Source organism: Mycolicibacterium gadium (genome assembly GCF_010728925.1).
Classification (GTDB): domain Bacteria; phylum Actinomycetota; class Actinomycetes; order Mycobacteriales; family Mycobacteriaceae; genus Mycobacterium; species Mycobacterium gadium.
On the sequence record NZ_AP022608.1, the window covers coordinates 2,592,144 to 2,616,454 of the forward strand.

Genomic DNA, 24,311 nt, shown 5'->3' on the forward strand with positions numbered 1-24,311 from the left:
GTATCCGAGCAGAGGCGCAGAATGACGGCCCGCGTTCACACCTGGCAGTTGCGTGCGGAGTTCGCCGCCGCGCTGTCCCGGCTGTACGCCGCCGAGGCGCCGATGTACTCGACACTCGTCGAGGTCAGCGCCGAGGTGAACGGCGGACTGGGCGCTACCGAACGGGTGATCACGGAGCGTCACGGCGCGATCCGGGTCGGCAGCCCGCGCGAACTCGCCGACGTCGCAGACCTGTTCGCCGCCTTCGGCATGTTCGGAGTCGGCTTCTACGATCTACGCGACGCGGACCCCCCCGTGCCGGTGGTGTCGACGGCGTTTCGACCGATCGACTCAGACGAGTTGGAGCACAACCCGTTTCGGGTGTTCACCTCGATGTTGGCCACGGCCGACGAGAGATTCTTCGCCCCTGACCTGCGCGCCCGAGTCGAGCGGTTCCTGGCCGGCAGGCAGCTGTTCGATCCCGCGCTGATCGCCGAGGCGCGGCGCATCGCGTCCGAAGCAGGCACAGATCGCGACAGCGCCGACCGGTTTATCGCCGCCGCCGTCGACGCGTTCGCCCTGTCACGTGAGCCGATCGACCGGGCATGGTACGACGAGTTGGCCCGCGTGTCCGCGGTCGCCGCCGACATCGCCGGGGTGCGCACCACACACATCAATCACCTGACGCCGCGGGTTCTCGACATCGACGAGCTGTACCTGCGGATGTCGCAGCACGGCGTCGAGATGATCGACGCAATTCAAGGACCCCCGCGATGCGACGGGCCCGCCGTGCTGCTGCGGCAGACGTCGTTTCGGGCGCTGTCCGAACCGAGACGTTTCCGCGACGAGGATGGCCAGGTGTCCGAGGGCACGTTGCGCGTCCGCTTCGGGGAGGTCGAGTCGCGCGGCGTCGCATTGACCGCCGAGGGCAGGCGACGCTACGACCGGGCGATGGCCGAAGCCGATCCGGCAGCGATGTGGAGCACGTACTTCCCCACCACCGACGAGGCCATGGCAGCCTCGGGGCTGGCCTATTACCGCGGTGGCGATCCGTCGAAACCGGTTGTCTACGAGGATTTTCTGCCCGCCTCGGCGGCCGGGATCTTCCGCTCCAACCTCGATTCCGATTCGCAAGCCCACGACGAGGCGGACAGTTCGCAGTACAGCCTGCACTGGATGGCCGGACAAGTCGGCCACCACATCCACGATCCCTACGATCTCTACGAGAAAGCCGCATCACAATGACGACCATGCAGAAGTCCCAACTTCCCACCGCCGACGATTTGCGGGCCCAGGCACGCAACGCCCTGGCAGCCGTCGGCTCCGCCGTCGAACTCGGCGAGCCCGGTGCACACGGCGTCCCGGCCAGCACCCCGATCACCGGCGACGTGCTGTTCACCGTCGCAGCGACCAGCCCGCAGCAGGCCGATGCAGCCATTGCCGAAGCGGGGCAGGCATTTACGACATGGCGGACCACCCCCGCGCCGGTCCGCGGCGCGTTGGTCGCCCGCCTTGGCGAGCTGCTGGTCGAGCACAAGGCCGATGTGGCGGCGCTCGTCACCCTCGAGGCGGGCAAGATCACGTCCGAGGCGCTGGGTGAGGTGCAGGAGATGATCGACATCTGCCAGTTCGCCGTCGGACTGTCGCGTCAGCTCTACGGCAAGACCATCGCGTCCGAACGCCCGGGGCACCGGTTGATGGAGACGTGGCATCCGCTGGGCGTGGTCGGGGTCATCACCGCGTTCAACTTCCCGGTCGCGGTCTGGGCCTGGAACACGGCGATCGCGCTGGTCTGTGGTGACACGGTGGTGTGGAAGCCTTCGGAGCTGACGCCGCTGACGGCGCTGGCGTGCCAGGCGCTGATCGAGCGAGCCGCCGACGAAGTGGGCGTCCCGCGGGAGGTCAGCCGGCTGATTCAGGGTGGCCGCGAGGTCGGCGAGCGCCTGGTCGACGATCCCCGGGTGGCCCTGCTGTCCGCCACGGGTTCGGTGCGGATGGGTCAGCAGGTCGGACCGAGGGTGGCTCAGCGATTCGGCAAGGTGCTGCTCGAGCTCGGCGGGAACAACGCCGCGATCGTCACGCCGTCGGCCGATCTGGATCTCGCGGTGCGCGGCATCGTGTTCTCCGCCGCGGGCACTGCCGGACAGCGATGCACGACGATGCGTCGGCTGATCGTGCACTCGTCGGTCGCCGACGAACTCGTCGGCCGGATCGTGGCGGCCTACCGGCAGCTGCCGATCGGTGAGCCGGCGGCCGACGGCACGTTGGTCGGGCCGCTGATCCACGAGACCGCCTACCGCGACATGGTCAGGGCACTCGAGCGGGCACGCGCCGACGGCGGCGAGGTATTCGGGGGCGAGCGCCACGAACTCGGTGACGACAGCGCGTATTACGTCGCGCCGGCCGTCGTCCGCATGCCCGGGCAGACCGACGTAGTGCACGCCGAGACGTTCGCACCGATTCTCTATGTGATGACCTACGACGAGTTGGACGAGGCGATCGCGATGAACAATGCCGTGCCGCAGGGTCTTTCGTCGTCGATCTTCACCATGGATATGCGCGAGGCGGAACGGTTCATGGCCGCCGACGGTTCGGACTGCGGCATCGCCAACGTCAACATCGGCACCTCGGGCGCGGAGATCGGCGGTGCCTTCGGCGGCGAGAAGCAGACCGGCGGCGGGCGTGAGTCGGGTTCGGACTCGTGGAAGGCGTACATGCGCCGGGCCACCAACACCGTCAACTACTCGTCGGAGCTGCCACTCGCCCAGGGTGTGCACTTCGGCTAGCGGCCGCGGCCGCTAGCCGCGCGAACGTGGGTTACCCGCACATGAAAAGCGACATTGGCGTCACACAAGCCCACTCTCGCGATGCCGGGGCTAATGCACTGTTGTACATATGTCAACTAAGATGGTCTGATGGCTGGGCCCCGACGGCGGTTGTCTCCAGACGAGCGCCGCAACGAACTGCTCACCCTCGGCGCCGAGGTGTTCGGGCAGCGACCCTACGACGAGGTCCGCATCGACGAGATCGCCGAGAGAGCCGGCGTATCGCGCGCGCTGATGTACCACTATTTCCCCGACAAGCGGGCATTCTTCGCGGCGGTGGTGAGCGCCGAGAGTGAGCGCCTGTTCCACGCGACCAACGCGCAGCCACGACCCGACCTGAGCCTGTTCGACCAGCTGCGTGAGGGTGTCATCGCCTACCTCCGCTACTACGACGAGAACCCGAACGTCGCGTGGGCGGCCCACGTGGGCCTCGGCCGCACCGATCCGGTCCTGCGCGGCATCGAAGACGTCGACAACGACCGGCAGGCCGAACGCATCGTCGCCGGCCTCGCCGGCGATCAGCTGGACGCCAAGGTCGAACGCGACCTGCGCATCGTCGTCTACGGATGGTTGGCCTTCACCCTCGAGATGTGCAGGCAACGGATGCTGGACCCGTCGACCGACGTCGACGTCGTCGCCGACGCGTGCACGCACGCCCTGCTGGACACGGTCTCGCGGGTTCCCGGGATTCCCGAAGCGCTGGCAGAGACCATCGCGGCCGCACGTCCCTGACAGTTGTCGGTGCCCTGCTGCACGATGGCTAGATGAGCACCGGTCCCCTTGCCCGGTTCAGTGGGCTGACCCGCGACTGGTTCACGGGAACGTTCGCCGAGCCGACCCCTGCGCAGACGCAGGCATGGTCGGCCATTGCCGACGGCGACAACACACTGGTCATCGCGCCCACGGGCTCCGGCAAGACGCTCGCGGCGTTCCTGTGGGCGATCGACCGCCTCGCCGCCTCAGAGCCCAGGCCCGCATCGGCCGGCACGAGGGTTCTCTACGTATCGCCCCTGAAGGCGCTGGCCGTGGACGTCGAGCGCAACCTGCGGACCCCGTTGACGGGCATCGGCCGCCTCGCCGAACGCAGCGGGAGCCCCGCACCCCAGATCAGCGTCGGCGTCCGCTCCGGTGACACCACACCCGCCCAGCGCCGCGAGCTGATCACTCGGCCGCCGGACATCCTGATCACCACGCCGGAGTCGCTGTTCCTGATGCTCACCTCCGCGGCCCGCGAGACGCTCGCCGAGGTGCAGACGGTCATCGTCGACGAAGTGCACGCCGTCGCAGCGACCAAGCGCGGCGCGCATCTGGCGTTGTCGCTGGAGCGGCTCGACCAGCTTCTGGCCCAGCCCGCGCAGCGCATCGGATTGTCCGCCACGGTCCGCCCGCCCGAGGAGGTCGCGCGCTTCCTGTCCGGTCAGGCCCGCACCACCATCGTGGCGCCGCCCGCGACCAAGACCTTCGACCTGTCCGTGACCGTGCCCGTTCCCGATATGGCCAACCTCGAGAACAACACCATCTGGCCTGACGTCGAGGAACGCATCGTCGACCTGATCGAGACGCACAATTCGTCGATCGTCTTCGCCAACTCCCGGCGGCTGGCCGAGCGACTCACCTCGCGGCTCAACGAGATTCACGCCGAACGCACGGGCGACGTGGGGCCCATGGAGCACAACCCGAAGGTCGGTGGCGGCTTCCCGGCACAGCTGATGGCCAGCGGCGCATCGTTGGGCGCCCCGACACTGCTGGCCCGCGCACACCACGGTTCGGTCAGCAAGGAGCAACGCGCACAGGTCGAGGACGATCTGAAGTCCGGCCGACTGAAGGCCGTCGTCGCCACGTCCAGCCTCGAGTTGGGTATCGACATGGGCGCGGTGGATCTGGTGATCCAGGTCGAGGCGCCGCCGTCGGTGGCCAGCGGGCTGCAACGCATCGGACGTGCGGGCCACCAGGTCGGCGAGATCTCCCAGGGTGTGCTGTTTCCCAAACACCGCACGGATCTGATCGGATGTGCGGTCACCGTGAAGCGGATGCTCAGCGGCGACATCGAGACCATGCGGGTACCGACCAATCCGCTCGACGTCCTCGCCCAACACACCGTCGCGGCTTCGGCGCTCGAGCCCTTGGACGCCGACCGATGGTTCGACGCGGTTCGCCGCAGTGCACCCTTTGCGACGTTGCCGCGCAGCGTATTCGAGGCGACCCTGGACTTGCTGTCCGGAAAGTATCCGTCCACCGAGTTCGCCGAACTGCGTCCGCGACTGGTGTATGACCGTGATGCGGGGACGTTGACGGCGCGGCCCGGGGCGCAGCGCCTGGCCGTGACGTCCGGCGGCGCGATCCCCGACCGCGGCCTGTTCACCGTCTATCTGGCCACCGATTCGGAAAAGCCCTCGCGAGTAGGCGAACTCGACGAGGAGATGGTTTACGAGTCCCGGCCCGGCGACGTCATCTCGCTCGGTGCGACGAGCTGGCGCATCACCGAGATCACCCATGACCGGGTGCTGGTCGTTCCCGCGCCCGGGCAACCCGCCCGGCTGCCCTTCTGGCGCGGCGACAGCGTAGGCAGGCCGGCCGAACTCGGCGCGGCCGTCGGCGCGTTCACCGGTGAGCTGGCCCGACTCGGCCGCGACGAATTCGACGAGCGCTGCCAAACAATGGGTTTCGACGAGTACGCCGCCAACAACCTGTGGCAACTGCTCGACGAGCAGCGTCAGGCCACGTCGGTCGTGCCGACGGATACGACGTTCGTGGTGGAGCGGTTCCGCGACGAACTCGGTGACTGGCGCGTCATCCTGCATTCCCCGTACGGATTGCGGGTGCACGGCCCACTCGCTTTGGCCGTCGCCCGGCGGCTGCGCGAACGCTACGGCATCGACGAGAAGCCGACGGCATCCGACGACGGCATCATCGTGCGACTGCCGGACACCGAAGACGCTGCGCCAGGCGCGGACCTGTTCGTGTTCGACGCCGACGAGATCGAACCCATCGTCACCGCCGAAGTCGGCGGCTCGGCACTGTTCGCCTCGCGGTTTCGCGAATGTGCCGCCCGCGCACTGCTTCTCCCCCGCCGCCACCCCGGCAAACGGTCACCTCTGTGGCACCAGCGGCAGCGGGCCGCCCAGCTGCTGGACGTCGCACGCAAGTATCCGGACTTCCCGATCGTGCTGGAGGCGGTGCGCGAATGCCTGCAGGACGTGTACGACGTGCCGGCGCTGACGGAGCTGATGAACCGCGTCGCGCAACGCCGGGTGCGGCTGGTCGAGGTCGAGACAACAAGGCCCTCACCGTTCGCGGCGTCGCTGCTGTTCGGCTATGTCGGCGCATTCATGTACGAGGGCGACAGCCCGCTGGCCGAGCGGCGCGCGGCCGCGCTGTCCTTGGACAGCGTGCTGTTGGCCGAACTGCTCGGCCGGGTAGAGCTGCGCGAGCTGCTCGATCCGCAGGTCATCGCATCGACCGCGCGGCAGTTGCAACACCTCAGCGACGACCGGAAGGCTCGCGATGCCGAAGGGGTCGCCGACCTGCTGCGGGTGTTAGGCCCACTCACGGAGGCCGAAATCGCCGAACGCTGCACCACTTCCGAGGTTGGCGGCTGGCTCGACGGGTTACTGGCCAGCAAGCGCGCGCTGACGGTGACATACGCCGACCGGACGTGGTGGGTGGCCGTCGAAGACATCGGGCTGCTGCGCGACGGGGTCGGGGTAGCCGTCCCGGTCGGGGTGCCGACGGCTTTCACCGAATCGGTCGACGATCCGCTGGGTGAACTGCTCAGCCGGTATGCCCGCACCCGCGGCCCGTTCACCACACATGACGCGGCCGCCCGGTTCGGTCTCGGCCTGCGGGTCACCGCGGATGTGCTGGGCCGTATGGCGATCGACGGCAGGTTGATTCGCGGAGAGTTCACCACGGAGGCCGCCTCGGCGACATCCAACACAGCGAGCGATTCCACCGAATGGTGCGACTCCGACATCCTGAAGATCCTGCGCCGGCGATCGCTGGCCGCGCTGCGGGCGCAGGTCGAGCCGGTCAGTACCGCCGCCTATGGGCGCTTCCTACCCGCGTGGCAGCAGGTCGGATCGACGCACACCAGCGGCGTTGACGGGCTCGCGGCGGTCATCGATCAGTTGGCGGGCGTGCCGATTCCGGCGTCAGCGGTGGAGCCGTTGGTGTTCGGGTTGCGGGTGCGCGACTACCAGCCCGCGATGCTCGACGAGCTGCTGGCGTCCGGTGAGGTCACCTGGTCGGGCGGGGGACAGATCGGGGGCGGCGACGGGTGGATCGCCTTCCACCCGGCAGATTCGGCACCGATGACGCTGGCGGCACCGACGGAGATCGAGTTCACCGACACGCACCGCCAGATCATGGAGACGCTCGGCGGCGGCGGCGCCTACTTCTTCCGCCAGCTCGCCGACAATCCGGGCGACGAACTGAAACAGGCGCTCTGGGAACTGATCTGGGCGGGCTGGGTCAGCGGCGATACGTTCGCGCCGGTGCGGGCGATGCTGACGGGTCCCCGCCGCTCAACTGGCCGGCGCGGGGTACCGGCGCACCGCCAGCGTCAGCGTCCGCCGCGGTTGAGTCGATACAGCGTCGCGCACGCGCAGACGCGCACCTCCGACCCCGTGGTGGCCGGCCGCTGGTCCGCGCTGCCGGCGGCAGAACCGGAATCGACGGTGCGCGCACATTTCCAAGCCGAGTTGCTGCTGGGCCGGCACGGCGTCCTGACCAAGGGCGCCGTCACATCAGAACAGGTGCCTGGCGGCTTCGCCATGCTCTACAAGGTGTTGACGGCATTCGAGGACGCTGGTCGGTGTCAGCGCGGGTACTTCGTCGAGTCACTCGGCGGCGCGCAGTTCGCGGTGGCGTCGACGGTCGACAGGCTGCGGTCCTACCTCGACGGCATCGACCCCGATCACCGCGAATACCACGCGGTCGCGATGGCAGCCGCCGACCCGGCCAATCCGTACGGCGCAGCACTCGCGTGGCCGACTCGCGCCACCTCCGTCGACGACGTCACGCATCGTCCGGGCCGTAAAGCCGGGGCTCTCGTCGCGCTGGTGGACGGTGAACTGGTGTGGTTCCTCGAACGCGGTGGACGTTCGCTGCTGAGCTTCACCGATGACGCCGACGCGCACAACGCGGCCGCGGCCGCGCTGGCGGATCTGGTGACCGCGGGGCGGGTGCAGTCTTTCCTCGTCGAAAAGGTCAACGGCGTGCCGGTGCTCGAACCGGGTGCGGGCGGTCAGCGGGCCGCCGTTCAGGACGCACTGATCGGCGCCGGCTTCTCACGCACGCCGCGAGGACTCAGGTTGCGGTGACCGCCAATGCCTGAGGGTGACACCGTCTTTCGTGCTGCGACCAAGTTACGGGAGGCGCTTGCCGGTAAGACACTCACACGATGCGACGTGCGGGTTCCCAAGTTTGCGACGGTGAATCTGACGGGCTGCGTCGTGGACGAGGTGATCAGCAGGGGTAAGCACCTCTTCATCCGCGTCGGCGATGCGAGTATCCACTCGCACCTGAAAATGGACGGGGCGTGGCTGCTCGGCGGGCAGATCCGCCGCGTGCAGCCCCACAAGATCCGAATCATCCTGGAAACCGACGATTCGCGCACCGCCGGTATCGATCTTGGAGTACTGGAGATTCTCAAACGCGACCATGACATGGACGTCGTCGCACATCTCGGACCTGACCTGCTCGGCGATGACTGGGAACCGCGTATCGCGCGCGACAACCTGGTGGCCGACCCGCAGCGCCCGCTGGCCGAGGCGTTGTTGGATCAGCGGGTGATGGCCGGCGTCGGCAACGTCTACGCCAACGAACTGTGCTTTGTCACCGGGTATCTGCCGACGACACCGGTGGGGGACGTCAAAGACCCGCTGCGCATGGTGCAGCGGGCTCGTGACATGTTGTGGCTCAACCGCTCTCGGATCAATCGGACCACGACCGGCGACACCCGCGCCGGCCGCGACCTGTGGGTCTACGGCCGGGTGGGACGTCCATGCCGGCGCTGCGGCACCCTCATACAGTCGGACACCAGCGGAGACCGTGTCTCCTACTGGTGTCCGAACTGTCAGACGTAGCGGGTCAGCCAGGCAGTGCCAGCTTGAAGATCTTGCGCCAGACCGTGGCGATCTGCCGCGGCAACGGTCCCGTGTTGTAGGGGATGCCGTAACGCTTGCAGATCTCCTGCACCTCGGGCGCGATCTCGGCGTGACGGTGCGCCGGGATGTCAGGGAACAGATGGTGCTCGATCTGGAAAGATAGGTTGCCGCTCAGGATGTGGAAGAGCTTGCCGCCGGCCAGGTTCGCAGATCCCAGGATCTGACGGAAGTACCACTGGCCACGCGTCTCGGCCTTGGTCTCCTCGATGGAGAACTCCTGCACGTCTTCGGGGAAGTGTCCGCAGAAGATGATCACATTGGACCAGACGTTGCGCATCAGGTTCGCCGTCATGTTCCCGGCGAACACCCATGGCGCGAACGGGCCGGCCAGCAGCGGGAACGCCACGTAGTCCTTGAGGGTCTGTTTCTTGGTCTTACGCCAGATGCCCTCGAGGATCTCGCGCTTGTCCGCAATCGAGATCTCGCCGGCGGTGATGCGTTCGGTCTCCAGTTCATGCAACGCGACGCCGTACTGGAACAGCACCATCAGCAGGAATGCCCACACGGGATTGCCGAGGAAGTACGGCTTCCACTTCTGGTCCTCGCTGATCCGCAGGATCCCGTAGCCCACATCGCGGTCCATGCCGACGATGTTGGTGTAGGTGTGGTGCATGTAGTTGTGCGAGTGCCGCCACTGGTCGGCCGGGCAGGCGGTGTCCCATTCGAAGTTCTTGCCCGCCAACGTCGGATCGCCGGTCCAGTCGTACTGGCCGTGCATGATGTTGTGGCCGATCTCCATGTTGTCGAGGATCTTCGACAGGCCGAGCATCGCTGTACCCGCGAGCCAGAACGGCGGGAAGATGCCGCCGAAGAGCATCGCACGGCCGGCGACTTCCAGACCGCGCTGCGCCTTGATGATCCGGCGGATGTAAGTGACGTCGCGCTCGCCGAGGTCGGCGATCACACGGTCCTTCAGCGCGTCGAGCTCGCGGCCGAACGCGTCGGCCTGCTCTGGGGTCATGGTGACGGTCTTGCCGCCGACGGTTTTCGAGATGGTCTTCGGTTGTGCGGTGGTGGCTGTAGTCATGTCGATTCCTTTCTGGTCCGTTCCGGATCTAGAGCGCGAGGTCGACGTCGCCGACGGGGGCGGATACACAGATACGCACGTCTTCTGCTTCGCTACTGGATACAGTTCCGGTGATCAGGTTCTTGACGACGCCGCTGCTCTTGCGGCGGGTACAGCTTCCGCAGATGCCCATCCGGCATCCGCTTTCCGGCGTGAGGCCTGAGGCCTCGGCCTGCTCCAGCAGTGGCCGGCCGTCGTCAATCAGCTCGACACCGCTGTCGGTGAATGCGATTCGGCCGCCGGTCTCGGTGGACGGGGTGAACACAGGTGGGACAAAGCTTTCCGACAATGCATCCGGGGCGTGCGTCCGCACGGCATCCACGAGTGCCTGCGGACCACACACGTAGACCGCCTCGGGCTCAGGCATCGCCGCGGCCAGGTGAACCGCATCGAAATAGCCGGTGAGATCGCCCTGCCCGTCCCGGGTGTAGCCGTGAAGTACCCGGACACCGGACATCGCGCCGAGCTCGTCTGCGTAACACGCTTCCTGCGGGCTTCGTGCGTAGTGGATGAAGGCGATCTCGCGATCGGACCCCTCGTTGCGCATTGTGCGCAACATGGACATCACCGGGGTGATGCCGCTGCCGCCCGACACGAACAGAACGCGACGGGGCCGCTCGGTCGGCAGCACGAAGTCCCCGCCCACGGAGTCAAGTCCGACGACCATTCCCGGGCGGGCGTGGTCGCACAGATAGGTGGAAACGAGTCCGCCCTCGTGGCGGCCGATCGTCAGCTCGATGTACGGGGAGCCTTCGGCACTTGCCGGCGAGTAGGGCCGGGTGCGGCGACGGCCGTTGATCTCGACGGTCAGGTTGATGTGCTGGCCGGCCTGAAAACCAGTGAACGCCTGATTCGGTTCCAGCGTCAGCGTGACGCTGCGGGGGGTCTGCCGACGCACTGCGATCACCTTCGCGCGGGCGTCTGCCCGCGTCCAGGTCGGGTCGACCAGCTCGGTGTATCGATCCACGCCGTGGGGGCCGGTCAGCAGCTCCAGAAGAGGCGACCGTCGCACGCGGCGAGTCAAAGTTTGAGTGAACATGTGTATACCGTGCGCCGTTCACGGGGTGCGCGTCAACCGATTCGCCCAGGTTGTGGTAGGTTTCACAAAGTGAACAATCGTACGCCCAGTTCACGAACGAGCCGTTCGAGCAGGTCAAGCAAGCCCCGGTCCCGCGACACCCTCTCCAGGGAGGAGCGCAAGGAGACGACCAGGCGGGCGATAGTCGCCGCTGCCCTGCGCCTGCTGGAGGAGCGCAGCTTCGCGGCGCTCAGTCTGCGCGAGGTGACTCGCGAGGCGGGCATCGTGCCTGCGGCCTTCTACCGCCACTTCGAGTCGATGGAGGCGCTGGGCCTCGTGCTCATCGACGAGTCCTTCCGCGCCCTTCGCGACATGCTGCGCGGAGCGCGGGCGGGCAAGCTCGATCCGAACCGGGTCATCGAATCGTCGGTGGACATCTTGATCGAGGGCGTCAACGAACGTCGCGAGCACTGGCGTTTCATCGGCCGTGAGCGCTCCAGCGGCGTGACCGTCCTGAGGTACGCCATCCGTACCGAGATCCGTCTGATCACGTCGGAACTGGCGATCGACCTCGCCCGCTTCCCCGGGCTCAACACCTGGAGCGGCGAGGATCTCAACATCTTGGCCAGCCTCTTCGTCAACGCGATGATCTCGATCGCGGAGTCCATCGAGGACGCCACCGACTCGGTCGCGCTCAACGAGATCAGGCGCATTGCGGTCAAGCAGCTAAGGATGATCGTCGTGGGCGTCACCGGCTGGCGCAGTACCATCTGAGGCCATCCGGCACAGGGCTAACGTGTCGCCCATGCCCCATCTCGAATTGACCCACCCCAGGCCCGACATCGCCGTCCTCACGCTGAACCGGCCGGAGAAGCTCAACGCACTGTCCTACGAGTTGGTCGAGGACCTGCACACCACCCTCGACGGGATCCGGGCGAGCAACGACCTGCGGGTCGTGGTGCTCACCGGCGCGGGCCGTGGCTTCTGTTCCGGGCTCGACCTCACCGATCCGAACCCCAACAAGGCGGGCGAAGGAACCGAGTTCCCGAGGGCCGGAATGCGTTGGCAGGAAAGGATCGCCGACCTCACCGCGAAGATTCACCACCTTCGGCAACCGGTGATCGCGGCCGTCAACGGCCCGGCCTACGGCGGCGGTATGGGGATCGCGCTGGCCTGCGACATCCGGATCGCTTCCGAATCCGCGCGGTTCTGCACCCAGTTCATCAAGCTCGGCCTCGGCGGCTGCGACATCGGCGTCAGCTACACCTTGCCGCGCATCGTCGGCGCGGGGCCGGCGTTCGACCTCATTCTGACCGCGCGTGCGGTCGACGCCGAGGAGGCACTGCGGCTCGGATTGGTTTCTCGTATGTCCGCGGACGGCGCAGCGGTCGATGACGCCCTAGCCATCGCCGAAACACTGTGTGGCTACGGCAAATTCGGCGTGGAGTCGACCAAGCAGGTACTGTGGGCCAACCTCGACGCGTCCAGCCTCGAATCGGCGCTGCACCTGGAGAACCGCAGCCAGATCCTCGCGTCGACGGGCGGCGTGATGGCCGACGCTACCGAGGCGTTCCGCCACCGTCGGCGATGATCACCGTCCCCGTCATGTAACTTCCGGCATCAGACGCCAAAAGCAATGCCGCACCGACCATCTCATCCGGTTGGGCAAGACGCTTCATCAGGTTGCTACCGGCCATGCGGGCGATCGCCTCTTGCGGGTTGTTTCGCATCATGTCGGTGTCGACGGGCCCCGGTGCGAGGGCATTCACCCGGATACCGGCCGAGGCGTACTCGGCGGCCATCGACCGGGTGAAGGACATCAACGCCGCCTTGTTCGACGAATAGATGGCTGTTCCCGGCGCGAAGTTGAACGCCCCTGTAGAGATGACGTTCACGACGGAGGCGTGTGAGCTGGCCTTCAGGTGCGGCAGTGCCGCCTGCACGAGAAGCACCGGTCCGCGAAGATTCACCTCGTGCGACTTCGCCAGCGCGTCGGCGGTCATCTCTCCGAGGGGCTGCGCCAGCGCGTTCGCGGCGTTGTTCACCAGGACGTCGATGCCGCCGAACGTGTCGACTGTCTTGTCCACGAGGGCCTCGAGTGCGCCGACGTCTCCGAGGTGGGTGGGGACGCCGATGGCCTCGCCGCCGAGCCCGCGCAGGTGCTGCGCGGCCCGCTCACACGCGTCGGGCTTGCGGCTGGCGACCACCACCCGGGCACCCGCCAGGACGAAGCCCTCGGCCAGGGCCAACCCGATGCCGCGGGTGCCGCCGGTCACGATGGCGGTGCGGTCGGTCAGGTCGAACAAGCGGTCAAACGTTGCGCGGTCCACGAAGTCAGTCAAACAGACGTCGGTCGAGGCTAGATGCAACCGCTGACGCTGATGCGCCGACCAACGCTGGCGCAGACATCGACGTTGGGCGCCACCGGTGCGTAGTAGGGCGGCGGTGGAGGTGGTGGTGGTGGCGGTGGTGGGGGCGGCGGAGGGGGCGGAGGCGCGCCCGGCGGCGGCGGAGGTGGTGGTGGGGGCGGCGGAGGTGGAGGCGGGGGAAGTGCGTCATTGAGATAGGACAACGGGTCGCTGCAGCCGGTCACGTCGACGAACCTGCCACCGACGGATCCGCACAGTGTGGCGTCGGCGGTGGGCGTACCCGCATTCACCAGGCCGCCCGCGAACAACACCGCCGCGGCACAGAGCAATGTTTTGCGCACGTTCGCTCCTCTGAAACGGGCGCCGATAGGACGGCGCGCAAGAAATTGTCGCACCCGCCCGCGCATCACGATGGAAAGAACTGGGCGAGTTGACCAACAACCGGGATCAGCATCGGCCGAAAGCCTCACCCACCCGCCCCCACCTACTTTGCTGTGTGATATTTGTCGCAGCTGTTCACCGGCCTGCATCAGCGCCAGGCGTCTCAGCCGAACCGCATGGCGGTCCGCCGAGAGCCGAAATCCCCCTTGGCGACTTTCGCAAATCGGATAGGCATCAAAAGCAGCGAGTTAGATGGCATTTCGGGCCTATCGTCATACGCCATACGTAGGATCGCCGTCTGCAGCCTGCGCCTAAGTCACATGATTCTTCGGAAATTGCCAGGCTCGCCCACTTCCCTCGGCGGCGACTTCCCGCTACGTTTGCTGCGACGCATCGGTGTGCCGGGGGACCTTGAAGGTAGGCGCCGCCACGTCAGGTCCTGATTCTTTCGATTCCTGGGGGATGTTCATGCCTGCTCGCGCCGCCCGTCGTAACCGTCCGGCACTCATGCAATGACGAAGATTCGACTCGTCCGCGTCACTTTGACTGTGGCGGTACTACTGCTGGGCAGCATCACGATCGTGAATGCGCCTGCCAATGCGGCCGACGTCTGGCAGCCGAAGACTCCGCCGTTGTCGACGAGGTGGACCGCCTTGGTCGGACCGAACAACGCGCTGCCCGAGTATCCGCGCCCACAGCTCGCGCGGAAGAAATGGTTGAACCTCAACGGTTTGTGGGGTTACACCGGCAGGCCCGCCAAGGCCGGCGCGACCGCGCCGCCGCCCGAAAGCGACTACCGCGAGCAGATCCTGGTGCCGTTTCCGACGGAGTCCGCACTGTCGGGGATACAGCGACACGACGATCAAATGTGGTACCGCAAGGTGTTTGAGATTCCTCGGGATTGGGACAACCGGCATGTGATGCTTCACTTCGGCGCCGTCGACCAGATCGCCACTGTCTGGGTGAACAACAAGCAGGTCGCGCGTCACGAGGGTGGCTACACGGAGTTCAGCGCGGACGTGACCAGCGCGCTACGGCCGTCGGGACCGCAGGAACTGACCGTGCGCGTCGAGGACCGCAACGAAAGGGGCGGCTTCGCCGTCGGCAAGCAGCGTTACAACCCCGCAGGCCTGTTCTACACCGGAGCGTCGGGCATCTGGCAGACGGTGTGGATGGAACCGGTGCCGGTCGCCCACATCGAGAAGCTCGATATCACGTCGGATCTGGCCAGTTTCACTGTGACGCCGCGCGTTTCGGGCACAAGCGATCAGCGCACCGAAGTCGTCGTCGCCAAGCCGGGTGGGGAGGTCGTCGCACGTGCGTCGGGGAAGCCGGGTGCGACGCTGCGCCTGCGGGTGCCGTCCCCGCATCTGTGGACGCCAGAAGATCCGTACCTCTACGACCTGACGGCCCGGCTGGTGACCCGATCGGGCAAGGTCGTCGACCAGGTTTCCAGCTATGGTGGCCTGCGCACGATCAGCACGGTGAAGGACGCACAAGGCAGGGCGCGGATCGCGCTGAACGGCAAGATCACGTTCCTGCACGGCCCGCTGGATCAGGGTTACTGGCCGGACGGGATCTACACCGCACCCACCGATGATGCACTCAAGTTCGACCTCGAGCAGATCAAGGCGCTGGGAATGAACTTCGTCCGCAAGCACGCCAAGGTCGAACCCGCCCGGTGGTACTACTGGACCGACAAGCTGGGACTGCTGGTGTGGCAGGACATGCCGTCACTGGACGTGTCGCTCGACGTCCCGACGGGGCCGGCACCGACACCGCGTCGTGATGCCCAGGCGCACTTCGAAAACGAGCTATCCGAGATGGTCCACCAGCTGAGCAGTGTCACCTCGATCGTGGGGTGGGTGCCGTTCAACGAGGGTTGGGGCGAGTACGACACGGCCAGGATCGCCAGGGCGGTGAAGGCCGCGGACCGCACGCGCTTGGTAGTCCCGAACAGCGGGGCCAACTGCTGTAAGTCGCGCGGCGACAGCCGGACCGGCGACATCTTCGACGACCATACCTACGTGGGTCCGGGCCGTCCGGTGGTGCGGGACGGCAGGGTGACCGTCAACGGCGAGTACGGGGGCCTGGGCCTGAACGAAGAGGGCAACCGGTGGCCGGGACCGCCCATGGCCTATGAGATGACCGACAGCAAGGAGCGGCTGACCCAACGCTATGTAGAGGTCAGCCTGGACGTCGAGCGGGTCGTGCAGGAGATCGGCTTGTCAGGCGCGATCTACACGCAGACCACGGACGTCGAGAACGAGGTCAACGGCTATCTGACCTATGACCGGCAGATCATGAAAGTCGACCTGCCGGTGGTGGCAGGGCGCAACCGCGCGGTGATCGCCGCGGGTTCACACTAGTGATCGCCTGCTGACGAACACCCGCCGCTCACCGCAGAGCGGATCGTCGAATTCCAGCCGGTGGGCCAGCAGCTGCAGCGGCCTGGAGAAATCGTCGGGCGCCACGTCGACCACCTCGGGGTACCACGGGTCTCCCGTGATCGGCAGCCCCAGCGAGGCCATGTGCACCCGCAGTTGATGCGTTCGCCCTGTGCGCGGTGTCAACCGGTAAAGGCCGCCACCGAGATGTTCGACCAACGTCTCGGCATTCGACTCCCCTGGCTCCTCCATCGCCTGTAATACACCGCGCCGCTTGATGATCCGGCTCCGCAACGTCAGTGGAAACTCAATCGACGGATCGACATCGGCGCGCGCCAGGTACGTCTTACGCACAAGACCCCGCGCGAACATCGTTTGATACGCACCGCGCACCTCGCGCCGCACCGTGAACAACAGCAAGCCCGCCGTCAGCCGGTCCAGCCGATGCGCCGGCGACAACTCGGGCATGTCCAGTTCGCGCCGCAGCCGCACCAGTGCCGTCTGTGCGACATGTCTGCCGCGCGGCATCGTCGCCAGGAAGTGCGGTTTGTCGACCACGACGATGTCCTCGTCGCGATACAGGATCGGCATGTCGAACGGCACCGGAATCTCTTCGCGCAGTTCGCGATACAGATAGACGAAGGCACCGGGCGGCAGAACCGTTCCCACCCCGACGACGCTGCCGTCAGCGCACACCACCTCGCCCGCAAGCACTTTGGCCGCGGCACCCTCCCCAAACCGAGACGCCAATTCGACGAGCACCGAACCCCCACGCAACCGCACCCGCGCCGGGCCGAGTCCGTCACGCACCGGCAACGGTGCGGGACGCCTCAATTGAGCGGTACCGGTTCGAGAATCTCCGCGCGTGCCTCCGGCGCGGCGGCCCGCAGGGCGTCGGCGGATTCATCGTCGGGTTCCTGCTGGCTGCGCACCTCGGCCTCGACCCGCGCCAGGTAGGTCGTCACCTCGCGGTCGATGTCCTCGTCGCTCCAACCCAGCACAGGCGCAACCACTTCGGCGACTTCGCGCGCGCAGTCCACGCCGCGGTGCGGGTACTCGATCGAGATGCGCATCCGCCGCGCCAGGATGTCCTCCAGATGCAGCGCTCCCTCGGCCGCGGCCGCGTACCACGCCTCCACCTTCAGATACACCGGGGCCTCGGTGATCGGCGTCAGCAGATCGGGGCGGCCCTCAGCCATCTGCAGCACCTCCCCGATCAGCGATCCGTACCGATCCAGCAGATGCCGCACCCGGTACGGATGCAGGCCGTAATGCACTCCGACACTTTCCGTTTGGTTGATCAGCGCGAAGTACCCGTCGGCTCCCATCAGCGGCACCTTCTCGGTGATCGAGGTCGCCACCCGCGCGGGAACGTACTCGGCCGCGGCGTCGATCGCGTCGGCGCCCATCACCCGGTACGTCGTGTACTTGCCGCCTGCGATCGCGACCAGGCCCGGCGCAGGCACCGCCACTGCGTGTTCACGCGACAGCTTGGAGGTCTCCTCGCTCTCCCCCGCCAGCAGTGGTCGCAGGCCGGCGTAGACCCCGTCGATGTCATCGTGCGTCAGTGGCGTCGCGAGCACGGTGTTGACCGTTTCGAGGATGTAGTCGATGTCGGCCTTGGTGGCCGCCGGGTGGGCCAGGTCGAGGTTCCAGTCGGTGTCGGTGGTGCCGATGATCCAGTGCGTACCCCACGGTATGACGAACAGCACCGACTGCTCGGTGCGCAGGATGATCGCCACCTCGCTCACGATGCGGTCGCGAGGAACAACGATGTGCACACCCTTGGACGCCCGCACACGAAAACGCCCGCGCTGCTTCGACAACGCCTGGATCTCGTCGGTCCACACGCCGGTGGCGTTCACCACCACGTGACCCCGCACCTCTGCGACCCGGCCGTCTTCGGAATCACGCACCTCGACGCCGACGACCCGGTCGCCCTCGCGCAGCAACGACACGACCTGCGTCGAAGTCCGCACCACCGCTCCGTAGTGCGCCGCGGTGCGCGCGACGGTCATGGTGTGGCGTGCGTCGTCGACGACGGTGTCGTAGTAACGGATACCGCCGATGAGCGACGACCGCTTCAGCCCGGGCGCCAACCGCAGTGCGCCGGATTTCGTCAGATGCTTTTGCGCCGGAACGGATTTCGCGCCGCCCAACTGGTCGTAGAGGAAGATGCCCGCCGCGACGTAGGGCCGCTCCCACACCCGGTTGGTCAGCGGGAACAGAAACGGCAGGGGCTTGACGAGATGCGGCGCCAGCGTGGTGAGCGAGAGCTCACGTTCGTGCAGCGCCTCGCGAACCAGCCCGAATTCCAGCTGCTCGAGGTAACGCAGGCCGCCGTGGAACATCTTCGACGAGCGGCTCGACGTGCCGGACGCGAAGTCGCGCGCCTCGACCAGGGCCACCTTCAGACCGCGCGTCGCCGCATCCAGGGCGGCACCCACACCGACCACCCCACCACCGACGACGACGACGTCGAACTGCTCGCTGCCGAGGCGCTCCCAGGCCTCTGCGCGCTGCTCCGGACTCAGCAGTGTCTGCCCGTTCGCTGGGATCGGGTCGCTCACTGAAACGGCTCCTAGTTACTGGTCGGTACGTTCGCCCTGACCCAGGTTACGTGGACTCAGTCCAGATCGTCGTGTGCCATCAACCTTCGTGCCGCCTCCACGATCGACCCCGACAGTGACGGGTACACCGACAGCGTCTGGGCCAGGTCGGTGACCGTGAGGTTGTTCTGCACCGCCAGGGCGATGGGCAGGATCAGCTCGGAGGCAATCGGGGCGACGACCACGCCGCCGATGACCACACCGGTCGCGGGACGGCAGAAGATCTTCACGAACCCCAGCCGCAGCAGCGACATCTTGGCTCTGGCGTTGGTGTTGAGCGGCAGCATCAGCGTGCGCGCTGGCACACTGCCGCTGTCGATGGCCGTCTGCGGCACCCCGACCGCGGCGATCTCGGGCCGGGTGAACACCGCCGCGGACACGGTGCGCAGCCGGATCGGCGTCACGCCCTCGCCCAACGCGTGATACATCGCGATGCGCCCCTGCATGGCGGCCACCGAGGCCAGCGGCAGCAGACCGGTGCAGTCGCCCGCCGCATAGATCCCCGACGCCGACGTGCGCGACACCCGGTCGACCTTCAGATAGTTGCCCGAATCCAGCTCGATACCGACGTTCTCCAGCCCCAGTCCCGAGGTGTTGGGCACCGAGCCGACCGTCATCAGCGCATGGCTGCCCTCGACGGTTCTGCCGTCGGCCATGGTGACCAGCACGCCATCGGCGGTTCGGGTCACCGAGTCGGCGCGGGCGTTCTTGACCAGCTTCACGCCGCGATCGGCGAAAGCCTCCTCGAGCACAGCCGCCGCATCGCGGTCCTCGTGCGGCAGGATCTGGTCGCGGCTGGCGACCACGGTCACCTGCACACCGAGTTCGGTGTACGCGTTGCAGAACTCGGCTCCGGTGACACCGGACCCGACGATGATCAGATGCTCGGGCAATTCGGTGAGGTCGTAGAGCTGGCGCCAGTTCAGGATCCGCTCGCCGTCTGGCTTCGCGTTCGGCAGTACCCGCGGGCTGGCCCCCGTCGCGATCAGCACCACGTCGGCCTTGAGGGTGCCGACCCGACCGCCTGCCGTGGTGACCTTGACCCTGTGGTGGGCCATGCCCGAGGTGTCGTCGACCAGCTCGCCGCGTCCGTGGACGACGGTGACGCCCTCGCGCAGCAGCTGATGACCGATGTCGGCGGATTGCGACTTCGCCAGCGTCTTGACGCGGTTGTGGATCTGGTCCAGCGAGATCTTGGCGTCCTCGATCGCGATGTCGAACCCGAGGCCAGACGCGCGACGCAGCTCGGTGCGCACGCCGGTGGAGGCGATGAACGTCTTGGACGGGACACAGTCCCAGAGCACGCACGCGCCGCCGATTCCGTCGGCGTCGACCACGGTGACCTCGGCGACCTCGGGTCCGCGAGCGGCGGCCACCAGTGCGGCCTCGTAGCCGGCGGGGCCGCCGCCGATGATGACGATGCGCGTTGCCACGGGCTCAACGCTAGCCAAGCCGACGGTCGATCGCGCAGCCTGTCGGCGAAGCCGGGTCTGCAAGCCTTAGAGTTTCCTGGTGCCGCTCTACGCCGCCTACGGCTCCAACATGCATCCAGAGCAGATGCAAGAGCGGGCCCCGCATTCACCGATGGCCGGCACCGGGTGGCTGCACGGCTGGCGGCTGACGTTCGGCGGCGAGGACATCGGCTGGGAGGGCGCGCTGGCCACCGTCGTCGAGGATCCCACGTCGAGCGTGTTCGTCGTGCTCTACGACATGACCAAGGACGACGAGCAGAACCTCGACCGCTGGGAGGGCTCGGAGCTCGGCATACACAAGAAAATTCGGTGCCGCGTGCATCGCACCGCGTCGGACACCAGCTTCGAGCCGGTGCTCGCGTGGCTGTACGTGGTCGATGCATGGGAGGGCGGCCTGCCCTCGGCGCGCTACATCGGCGTCATGGCAGATGCCGCTGAAATTGCCGGTGCGCCAGAGGAATACGTGCACAGTCTGCGCACCCGCCCGGCCCGTAACATCGGCCCGGGCACCACTTAGCCGCCGCCGACACGCGAGTGGCCGTGTTTGTACGCCGACACGCCGCAAGCGGCGTACATTTTGCGGTCTCTCACGCGGCCTGAGTGCGCCGCAACTGCGCATCGATACGAGCCACGAACTCCTCGCAGCGATAGCGGACGTCCTCGAAGACGATCGCGATGACCGTCCAACCGACGTCCAGCAGCGCCGCCGTGCGTCTACGATCGCGGCGCATGGCATCGGACCCGCTGTGCCAGTCAAGACCATCGTATTCGACGGCAACTCGATGCTCCGGCCACGCGAAGTCGACGCGTCTGAGCTCGCCGTTTCCGTCAATGATCTCGTATTGCAACTCGGGGATGGGCAGGCCACCGACGATCATCGCCAACCGCGCCTCGCTCTCCATGGGAGACTCCGCGCGCCCGTCAGCCAACGGGATCAGGTCCCGGACGGCCACGATGCCTCGGCGCCCCGCCTGTTCCATCGCTGCTCGCCACATTTCTGGTCGCGCGCACGTACCGCTGCGCAACGCGGCATCCAGCGTCGCCAAGGCACGTGGCCGCCACAGTGAGCGCGCCACTTCGACCGCCGTCCAGGCGGGGGCCGTCGCCGGACGGCCGTCAACCACGGTCAGCGGCGCACCATCACGACGATGCACCACTAGTCCATCGGCCGATCGCAGGTGCGTATTCGGCGGACTGAGCACATGAAGGTCGGCCGGCTCTTCGGTGTCGAAGCCGTACATCGCCGCGGCGGTGCCGAGACAGGTGGCGACCGTGGTTCCGCAGGACAGGTCGAGTCCGCGTAGGCGCAGACCGTCGTCCGGTTCACCGAGACAATAGATGCCCTGCCAAATCCGCTCCAGGACACCGGAATCCACCGCAGACGCGAACGCACGCCTGGTCATGAACGTCAGGATCTGACGGCTCGTCGCTACACCCCGTTGCCTATCGAACAGCTGCTGAAGTTCTGGATCCATGGGTCAACAGCATCGGATAGCGCACGCTCGTCGGGCAGGGCCTGACGAGCATCTGTGGATGGGTCGCGATTTGTGGACGGTGACCGCGGACGAGCGGCCCCGAAATGCACGCGGTTAACGGCGTGTCGGCGTACAGACTCGGCCGCTCGCGGGGAGGGGCACCACCTAGACGGGGAGGGGCGCCACCTAGAACTGCGCGGCTTGGTCGACGATGTTGACCAGGAACCGCACCCCGACCGCCATCGCGCGCTCGTCGAGGTCGAAGGTCGGCTGGTGTAGATCCAGCTGCGGCCCGCGACCCGACCACACCCCCAGCCTCGCCATCGCGCCGGGCACTTCCTCGAGATACCACGAGAAGTCCTCGCCACCACCGGACTGGCGGGTGTCGCACAGCACCTCGGGGCCGATCGCCTCGATCGCATGGGTGACGATGCGTGTCGAGATCTCCTCGTTGACCACCGGCGGCACTCCACGCCGGTACTGCACGGTGTGGTCGATGTTCAACGGCGACAGCAGCGCCGTAATCGCCTCGCGCACAATATCTTCCAGCGTTTCCCAGGTATCCCGGCTGGCCGTGCGAATGGTGCCCGCCAGGGTGCCCGTCTGCGGAATCGCATTGGCCGCGGTGCCCGAATTCACAGCACCCCACACCATCACCGTGCTGTTGCGCGGATCGATGCGCCGGGACAGGATCCCTGGGACACCCGTGATCAGGGTGCCGATTCCGTAGACCAGGTCCCCGGTCAGATGCGGTCGCGACGTGTGCCCGCCGGGTGAGTGCAGCGTCACCTCGAGCTGATCGGCGGCCGAGGTGATCGGACCGGGCCGTACCGCGACCTTGCCGACGGCCAGCCGCGGATCGCAGTGCAGCGCGAAGATGCGCGACACCCCCGACAACGCTCCCGCCGCGATGGCGTCGACCGCGCCGCCCGGCATCAGCTCCTCGGCGGCCTGGAAGATCAGTCGCACACCGACGGGTAGTTCCGGCACCGACGCCAGAGCCAGGGCCGTGCCCAACAGGATCGAGGTGTGCGCGTCGTGTCCGCAGGCGTGGGTGACATTGGGAACCACCGACGCGTAGGGAGCGCCGGTGCGCTCGGCCATCGGCAGCGCGTCCATGTCGGCACGCAACGCAATCCTGGGCCCATGCTCAGGTCCGAAATCACACGTCAAACCCGTGCCGCCGGGCAGCACCTTCGGGTTGAGACCCGCGTCGGCCAGATGCGAGGCGACGAACTGGGTGGTCGCGAACTCCTGACGCCCCAACTCGGGATGGGCATGCATGTGGCGGCGCCATGCGACCAGGTCCGGGTAGTGGGCGTCGAGCCAGAGTTCGGTTGCGTCCTGCAGACTCATGCCGCTCGCCTCGCCTTCAGCTCCAGCACGCGATCCCGTTCGGCCGCTGTCTCGGCGAGCCTGACCACCGTACGAGCCAGCATGATCGCCCCCTCGACCACCGCCGCGTCCGCGGTGGGCCCGGCCGCCGCCGCTGCGAACGCCGGTTGATGCACCGACGCACCACCCGCGTCGATCCCGACGATCGGATGGATACCGGGCATCACCTGGGTGACGTTGCCCATGTCGGTGCTGCCCAGCGGGAAAGCCGCTTCGACCTCGGGCGGCACCGGCGTGCGGCCCACCCGCACCATCTCGTCGCGGAAGGTGTCGGCGAGCCACGAATCGGGGCTCAGCTCGTCGTAGGGCGGCTCGGTCTCCGCCACCGTGTAGTCACAGCCCGTCGCGACGGCACCCGCGAGGAAGCAGTCGGACATCCGCTGCTCGAGTTCACGCAGCGACGCGGCATCGTTGGCCCGCATCGTGTACTGCATCTGGGCGTGGCCCGGAATGATGTTGGTGGCCTGTCCGCCATCGGTGACGATGCCGTGCATCATCTGTCCGGGCGCGAGCTGCTGACGCAGCAGCCCGATCGCGACCTGCGAGACGGTGATCGCGTCGACGGCGTTGATGCCCAGGTACGGCGCCACGGCGGCGTGCGATTCCCGCCCGCGGTAGTCGACGGCGACCTGCGAGAGCGCCAACGAACGCGCGGCCGCGATGTCCAGCGGACCGGGGTGCAGCATCACGGTGGCGACGATGTCGTCGAATGCTCCCGCGTTGAGCAGCAACACTTTCCCACCGCCGGCCTCCTCGGCGGGAGTCCCGAGCAGCACCACCGTCAACCCGAGCTCGTCAGCCACCTCGGCCAACGCCAGCGCCGTACCGACCGCCGATGCGGCAATGATGTTGTGGCCGCAGGCATGTCCGATGCCGGGCAGCGCGTCGTACTCGGCGCAGATCCCGATGACCAACGGGCCACTGCCGTAGTCGGCCCTGAAGGCGGTGTCCAGGCCGCCGAGCCCCTTCGTGACCTCGAAACCGAAGTCGGCGACCAACGCCTGCGTCTTCGCGCAGCTGCGGTGTTCGGCGAACGCGAGTTCGGGCTCGGCATGAATCGAATGCGACAGCCCGACCAGATCACCGCGGCGTCGGTTGACGGCGTCCTCGACGCAACTCGACGCGGTGGCTCTGGGCATCCTCGAAGTATCTCACTGCACCGATGAGT

Annotated in this window: 19 protein-coding genes; 9 read left to right on the forward strand and 10 right to left on the reverse strand. The window is 67.1% G+C overall.

Going from position 1 to position 24,311, the window contains the following annotated elements:
• Window positions 1–21 precede the first annotated feature (21 nt).
• The 5 genes from hglS (at window position 22) to nei2 (ending at window position 8,890) form a co-directional block, all read left to right on the forward strand.
• On the forward strand, window positions 22–1,224 hold the full coding sequence (hglS, locus tag G6N36_RS12705) for a 2-oxoadipate dioxygenase/decarboxylase (protein WP_163686819.1): 1,203 nt from the start codon (window positions 22–24) through the stop codon (window positions 1,222–1,224).
• Entirely contained in the window at window positions 1,221–2,765 is a 1,545-nt protein-coding gene (gene amaB / locus G6N36_RS12710) for an L-piperidine-6-carboxylate dehydrogenase (protein ID WP_163686820.1), read from the forward strand. The genes hglS and amaB overlap by 4 nt, the downstream gene beginning before the upstream one ends.
• A 129-nt stretch (window positions 2,766–2,894) precedes the next feature.
• Window positions 2,895–3,536 (forward strand): TetR/AcrR family transcriptional regulator, encoded by a 642-nt coding sequence (locus G6N36_RS12715; RefSeq protein ID WP_163686821.1) that lies wholly within the window; start codon window positions 2,895–2,897, stop codon window positions 3,534–3,536.
• 32 nt (window positions 3,537–3,568) lie between these two features.
• Window positions 3,569–8,125: an ATP-dependent helicase gene (locus tag G6N36_RS12720; protein WP_163686822.1), complete on the forward strand. Its 4,557-nt coding sequence runs from the start codon at window positions 3,569–3,571 to the stop codon at window positions 8,123–8,125.
• Between the two features lie 6 nt (window positions 8,126–8,131).
• Complete coding sequence (gene nei2, locus G6N36_RS12725) at window positions 8,132–8,890, forward strand: endonuclease VIII Nei2 (RefSeq protein WP_163686823.1); 759 nt, start codon at window positions 8,132–8,134, stop codon at window positions 8,888–8,890.
• A gap of 4 nt (window positions 8,891–8,894) precedes the next feature.
• Here the strand turns inward: nei2 and G6N36_RS12730 are convergent, their stop codons facing one another.
• Both G6N36_RS12730 and G6N36_RS12735 read right to left on the reverse strand, forming a co-directional pair.
• On the reverse strand, window positions 8,895–9,998 hold the full coding sequence (locus tag G6N36_RS12730; RefSeq protein ID WP_163686824.1) for a fatty acid desaturase family protein: 1,104 nt from the start codon (window positions 9,996–9,998) through the stop codon (window positions 8,895–8,897).
• Between the two features lie 28 nt (window positions 9,999–10,026).
• Window positions 10,027–11,076, reverse strand: coding sequence for a ferredoxin reductase (locus G6N36_RS12735; protein ID WP_163686825.1), 1,050 nt, complete (start codon window positions 11,074–11,076; stop codon window positions 10,027–10,029).
• A 69-nt stretch (window positions 11,077–11,145) separates the two neighbouring features.
• Between G6N36_RS12735 and G6N36_RS12740 the strand changes: the two genes are divergently transcribed.
• Window positions 11,146–11,829: a TetR family transcriptional regulator gene (locus G6N36_RS12740; RefSeq protein ID WP_163686826.1), complete on the forward strand. Its 684-nt coding sequence runs from the start codon at window positions 11,146–11,148 to the stop codon at window positions 11,827–11,829.
• 31 nt (window positions 11,830–11,860) lie between these two features.
• Complete coding sequence (locus tag G6N36_RS12745) at window positions 11,861–12,646, forward strand: enoyl-CoA hydratase/isomerase family protein (protein WP_163686827.1); 786 nt, start codon at window positions 11,861–11,863, stop codon at window positions 12,644–12,646.
• Here G6N36_RS12745 and G6N36_RS12750 read toward each other — a convergent pair.
• Window positions 12,615–13,385: an SDR family NAD(P)-dependent oxidoreductase gene (locus tag G6N36_RS12750; RefSeq protein WP_163690648.1), complete on the reverse strand. Its 771-nt coding sequence runs from the start codon at window positions 13,383–13,385 to the stop codon at window positions 12,615–12,617. The two genes, G6N36_RS12745 and G6N36_RS12750, sit on opposite strands and share 32 nt — an antisense overlap.
• Before the next feature lie 29 nt (window positions 13,386–13,414).
• Complete coding sequence (locus G6N36_RS12755) at window positions 13,415–13,765, reverse strand: RNA-binding protein (RefSeq protein WP_163686828.1); 351 nt, start codon at window positions 13,763–13,765, stop codon at window positions 13,415–13,417.
• 552 nt (window positions 13,766–14,317) lie between these two features.
• Between G6N36_RS12755 and G6N36_RS12760 the strand changes: the two genes are divergently transcribed.
• Complete coding sequence (locus G6N36_RS12760; protein ID WP_163686829.1) at window positions 14,318–16,174, forward strand: glycoside hydrolase family 2 protein; 1,857 nt, start codon at window positions 14,318–14,320, stop codon at window positions 16,172–16,174.
• On the opposite strand, the gene G6N36_RS12765 is transcribed toward G6N36_RS12760, so the two are convergent.
• From G6N36_RS12765 to G6N36_RS12775, 3 genes are read right to left on the reverse strand one after another with little or no spacing between them, the layout of a single operon-like run.
• A complete protein-coding gene (locus tag G6N36_RS12765; protein ID WP_179964774.1) occupies window positions 16,166–17,002 on the reverse strand; it encodes a pseudouridine synthase in 837 nt (278 codons plus the stop codon). The two genes, G6N36_RS12760 and G6N36_RS12765, sit on opposite strands and share 9 nt — an antisense overlap.
• 20 nt (window positions 17,003–17,022) lie before the next feature.
• Complete coding sequence (locus G6N36_RS12770) at window positions 17,023–18,762, reverse strand: glycerol-3-phosphate dehydrogenase/oxidase (protein WP_163686831.1); 1,740 nt, start codon at window positions 18,760–18,762, stop codon at window positions 17,023–17,025.
• 56 nt (window positions 18,763–18,818) lie between these two features.
• Complete coding sequence (locus tag G6N36_RS12775; protein ID WP_163686832.1) at window positions 18,819–20,234, reverse strand: NAD(P)H-quinone dehydrogenase; 1,416 nt, start codon at window positions 20,232–20,234, stop codon at window positions 18,819–18,821.
• Window positions 20,235–20,313: 79 nt separating this feature from the next.
• Between G6N36_RS12775 and G6N36_RS12780 the strand changes: the two genes are divergently transcribed.
• Entirely contained in the window at window positions 20,314–20,790 is a 477-nt protein-coding gene (locus tag G6N36_RS12780) for a gamma-glutamylcyclotransferase family protein (RefSeq protein ID WP_083124952.1), read from the forward strand.
• A 70-nt stretch (window positions 20,791–20,860) separates the two neighbouring features.
• Here the strand turns inward: G6N36_RS12780 and G6N36_RS12785 are convergent, their stop codons facing one another.
• From G6N36_RS12785 to G6N36_RS12795, 3 genes are all read right to left on the reverse strand, one after another.
• The gene (locus tag G6N36_RS12785) at window positions 20,861–21,748 is read right to left on the reverse strand and encodes a type IV toxin-antitoxin system AbiEi family antitoxin domain-containing protein (protein ID WP_163686833.1); all 888 of its coding nucleotides are present in this window, start codon (window positions 21,746–21,748) and stop codon (window positions 20,861–20,863) included.
• Window positions 21,749–21,934: 186 nt separating this feature from the next.
• Complete coding sequence (locus tag G6N36_RS12790) at window positions 21,935–23,104, reverse strand: M20 family metallopeptidase (protein ID WP_163686834.1); 1,170 nt, start codon at window positions 23,102–23,104, stop codon at window positions 21,935–21,937.
• Window positions 23,101–24,282 (reverse strand): M20 family metallopeptidase, encoded by a 1,182-nt coding sequence (locus G6N36_RS12795; protein WP_163686835.1) that lies wholly within the window; start codon window positions 24,280–24,282, stop codon window positions 23,101–23,103. The genes G6N36_RS12790 and G6N36_RS12795 overlap by 4 nt, the downstream gene beginning before the upstream one ends.
• Window positions 24,283–24,311: the final 29 nt, after the last annotated feature.

Coding starts and splice junctions, on each gene's coding strand:
- G6N36_RS12795 (WP_163686835.1), bottom strand. CDS start 24,282: ATGCCCAGAGCCACCGCGTCGAGTTGCGTCGAGGACGCCGTCAACCGA.
- G6N36_RS12730 (WP_163686824.1), bottom strand. CDS start 9,998: ATGACTACAGCCACCACCGCACAACCGAAGACCATCTCGAAAACCGTC.
- G6N36_RS12745 (WP_163686827.1), top strand. CDS start 11,861: ATGCCCCATCTCGAATTGACCCACCCCAGGCCCGACATCGCCGTCCTC.
- G6N36_RS12735 (WP_163686825.1), bottom strand. CDS start 11,076: ATGTTCACTCAAACTTTGACTCGCCGCGTGCGACGGTCGCCTCTTCTG.
- G6N36_RS12785 (WP_163686833.1), bottom strand. CDS start 21,748: ATGGATCCAGAACTTCAGCAGCTGTTCGATAGGCAACGGGGTGTAGCG.
- amaB (WP_163686820.1), top strand. CDS start 1,221: ATGACGACCATGCAGAAGTCCCAACTTCCCACCGCCGACGATTTGCGG.
- G6N36_RS12760 (WP_163686829.1), top strand. CDS start 14,318: ATGACGAAGATTCGACTCGTCCGCGTCACTTTGACTGTGGCGGTACTA.
- G6N36_RS12715 (WP_163686821.1), top strand. CDS start 2,895: ATGGCTGGGCCCCGACGGCGGTTGTCTCCAGACGAGCGCCGCAACGAA.
- hglS (WP_163686819.1), top strand. CDS start 22: ATGACGGCCCGCGTTCACACCTGGCAGTTGCGTGCGGAGTTCGCCGCC.
- G6N36_RS12790 (WP_163686834.1), bottom strand. CDS start 23,104: ATGAGTCTGCAGGACGCAACCGAACTCTGGCTCGACGCCCACTACCCG.
- G6N36_RS12720 (WP_163686822.1), top strand. CDS start 3,569: ATGAGCACCGGTCCCCTTGCCCGGTTCAGTGGGCTGACCCGCGACTGG.
- nei2 (WP_163686823.1), top strand. CDS start 8,132: ATGCCTGAGGGTGACACCGTCTTTCGTGCTGCGACCAAGTTACGGGAG.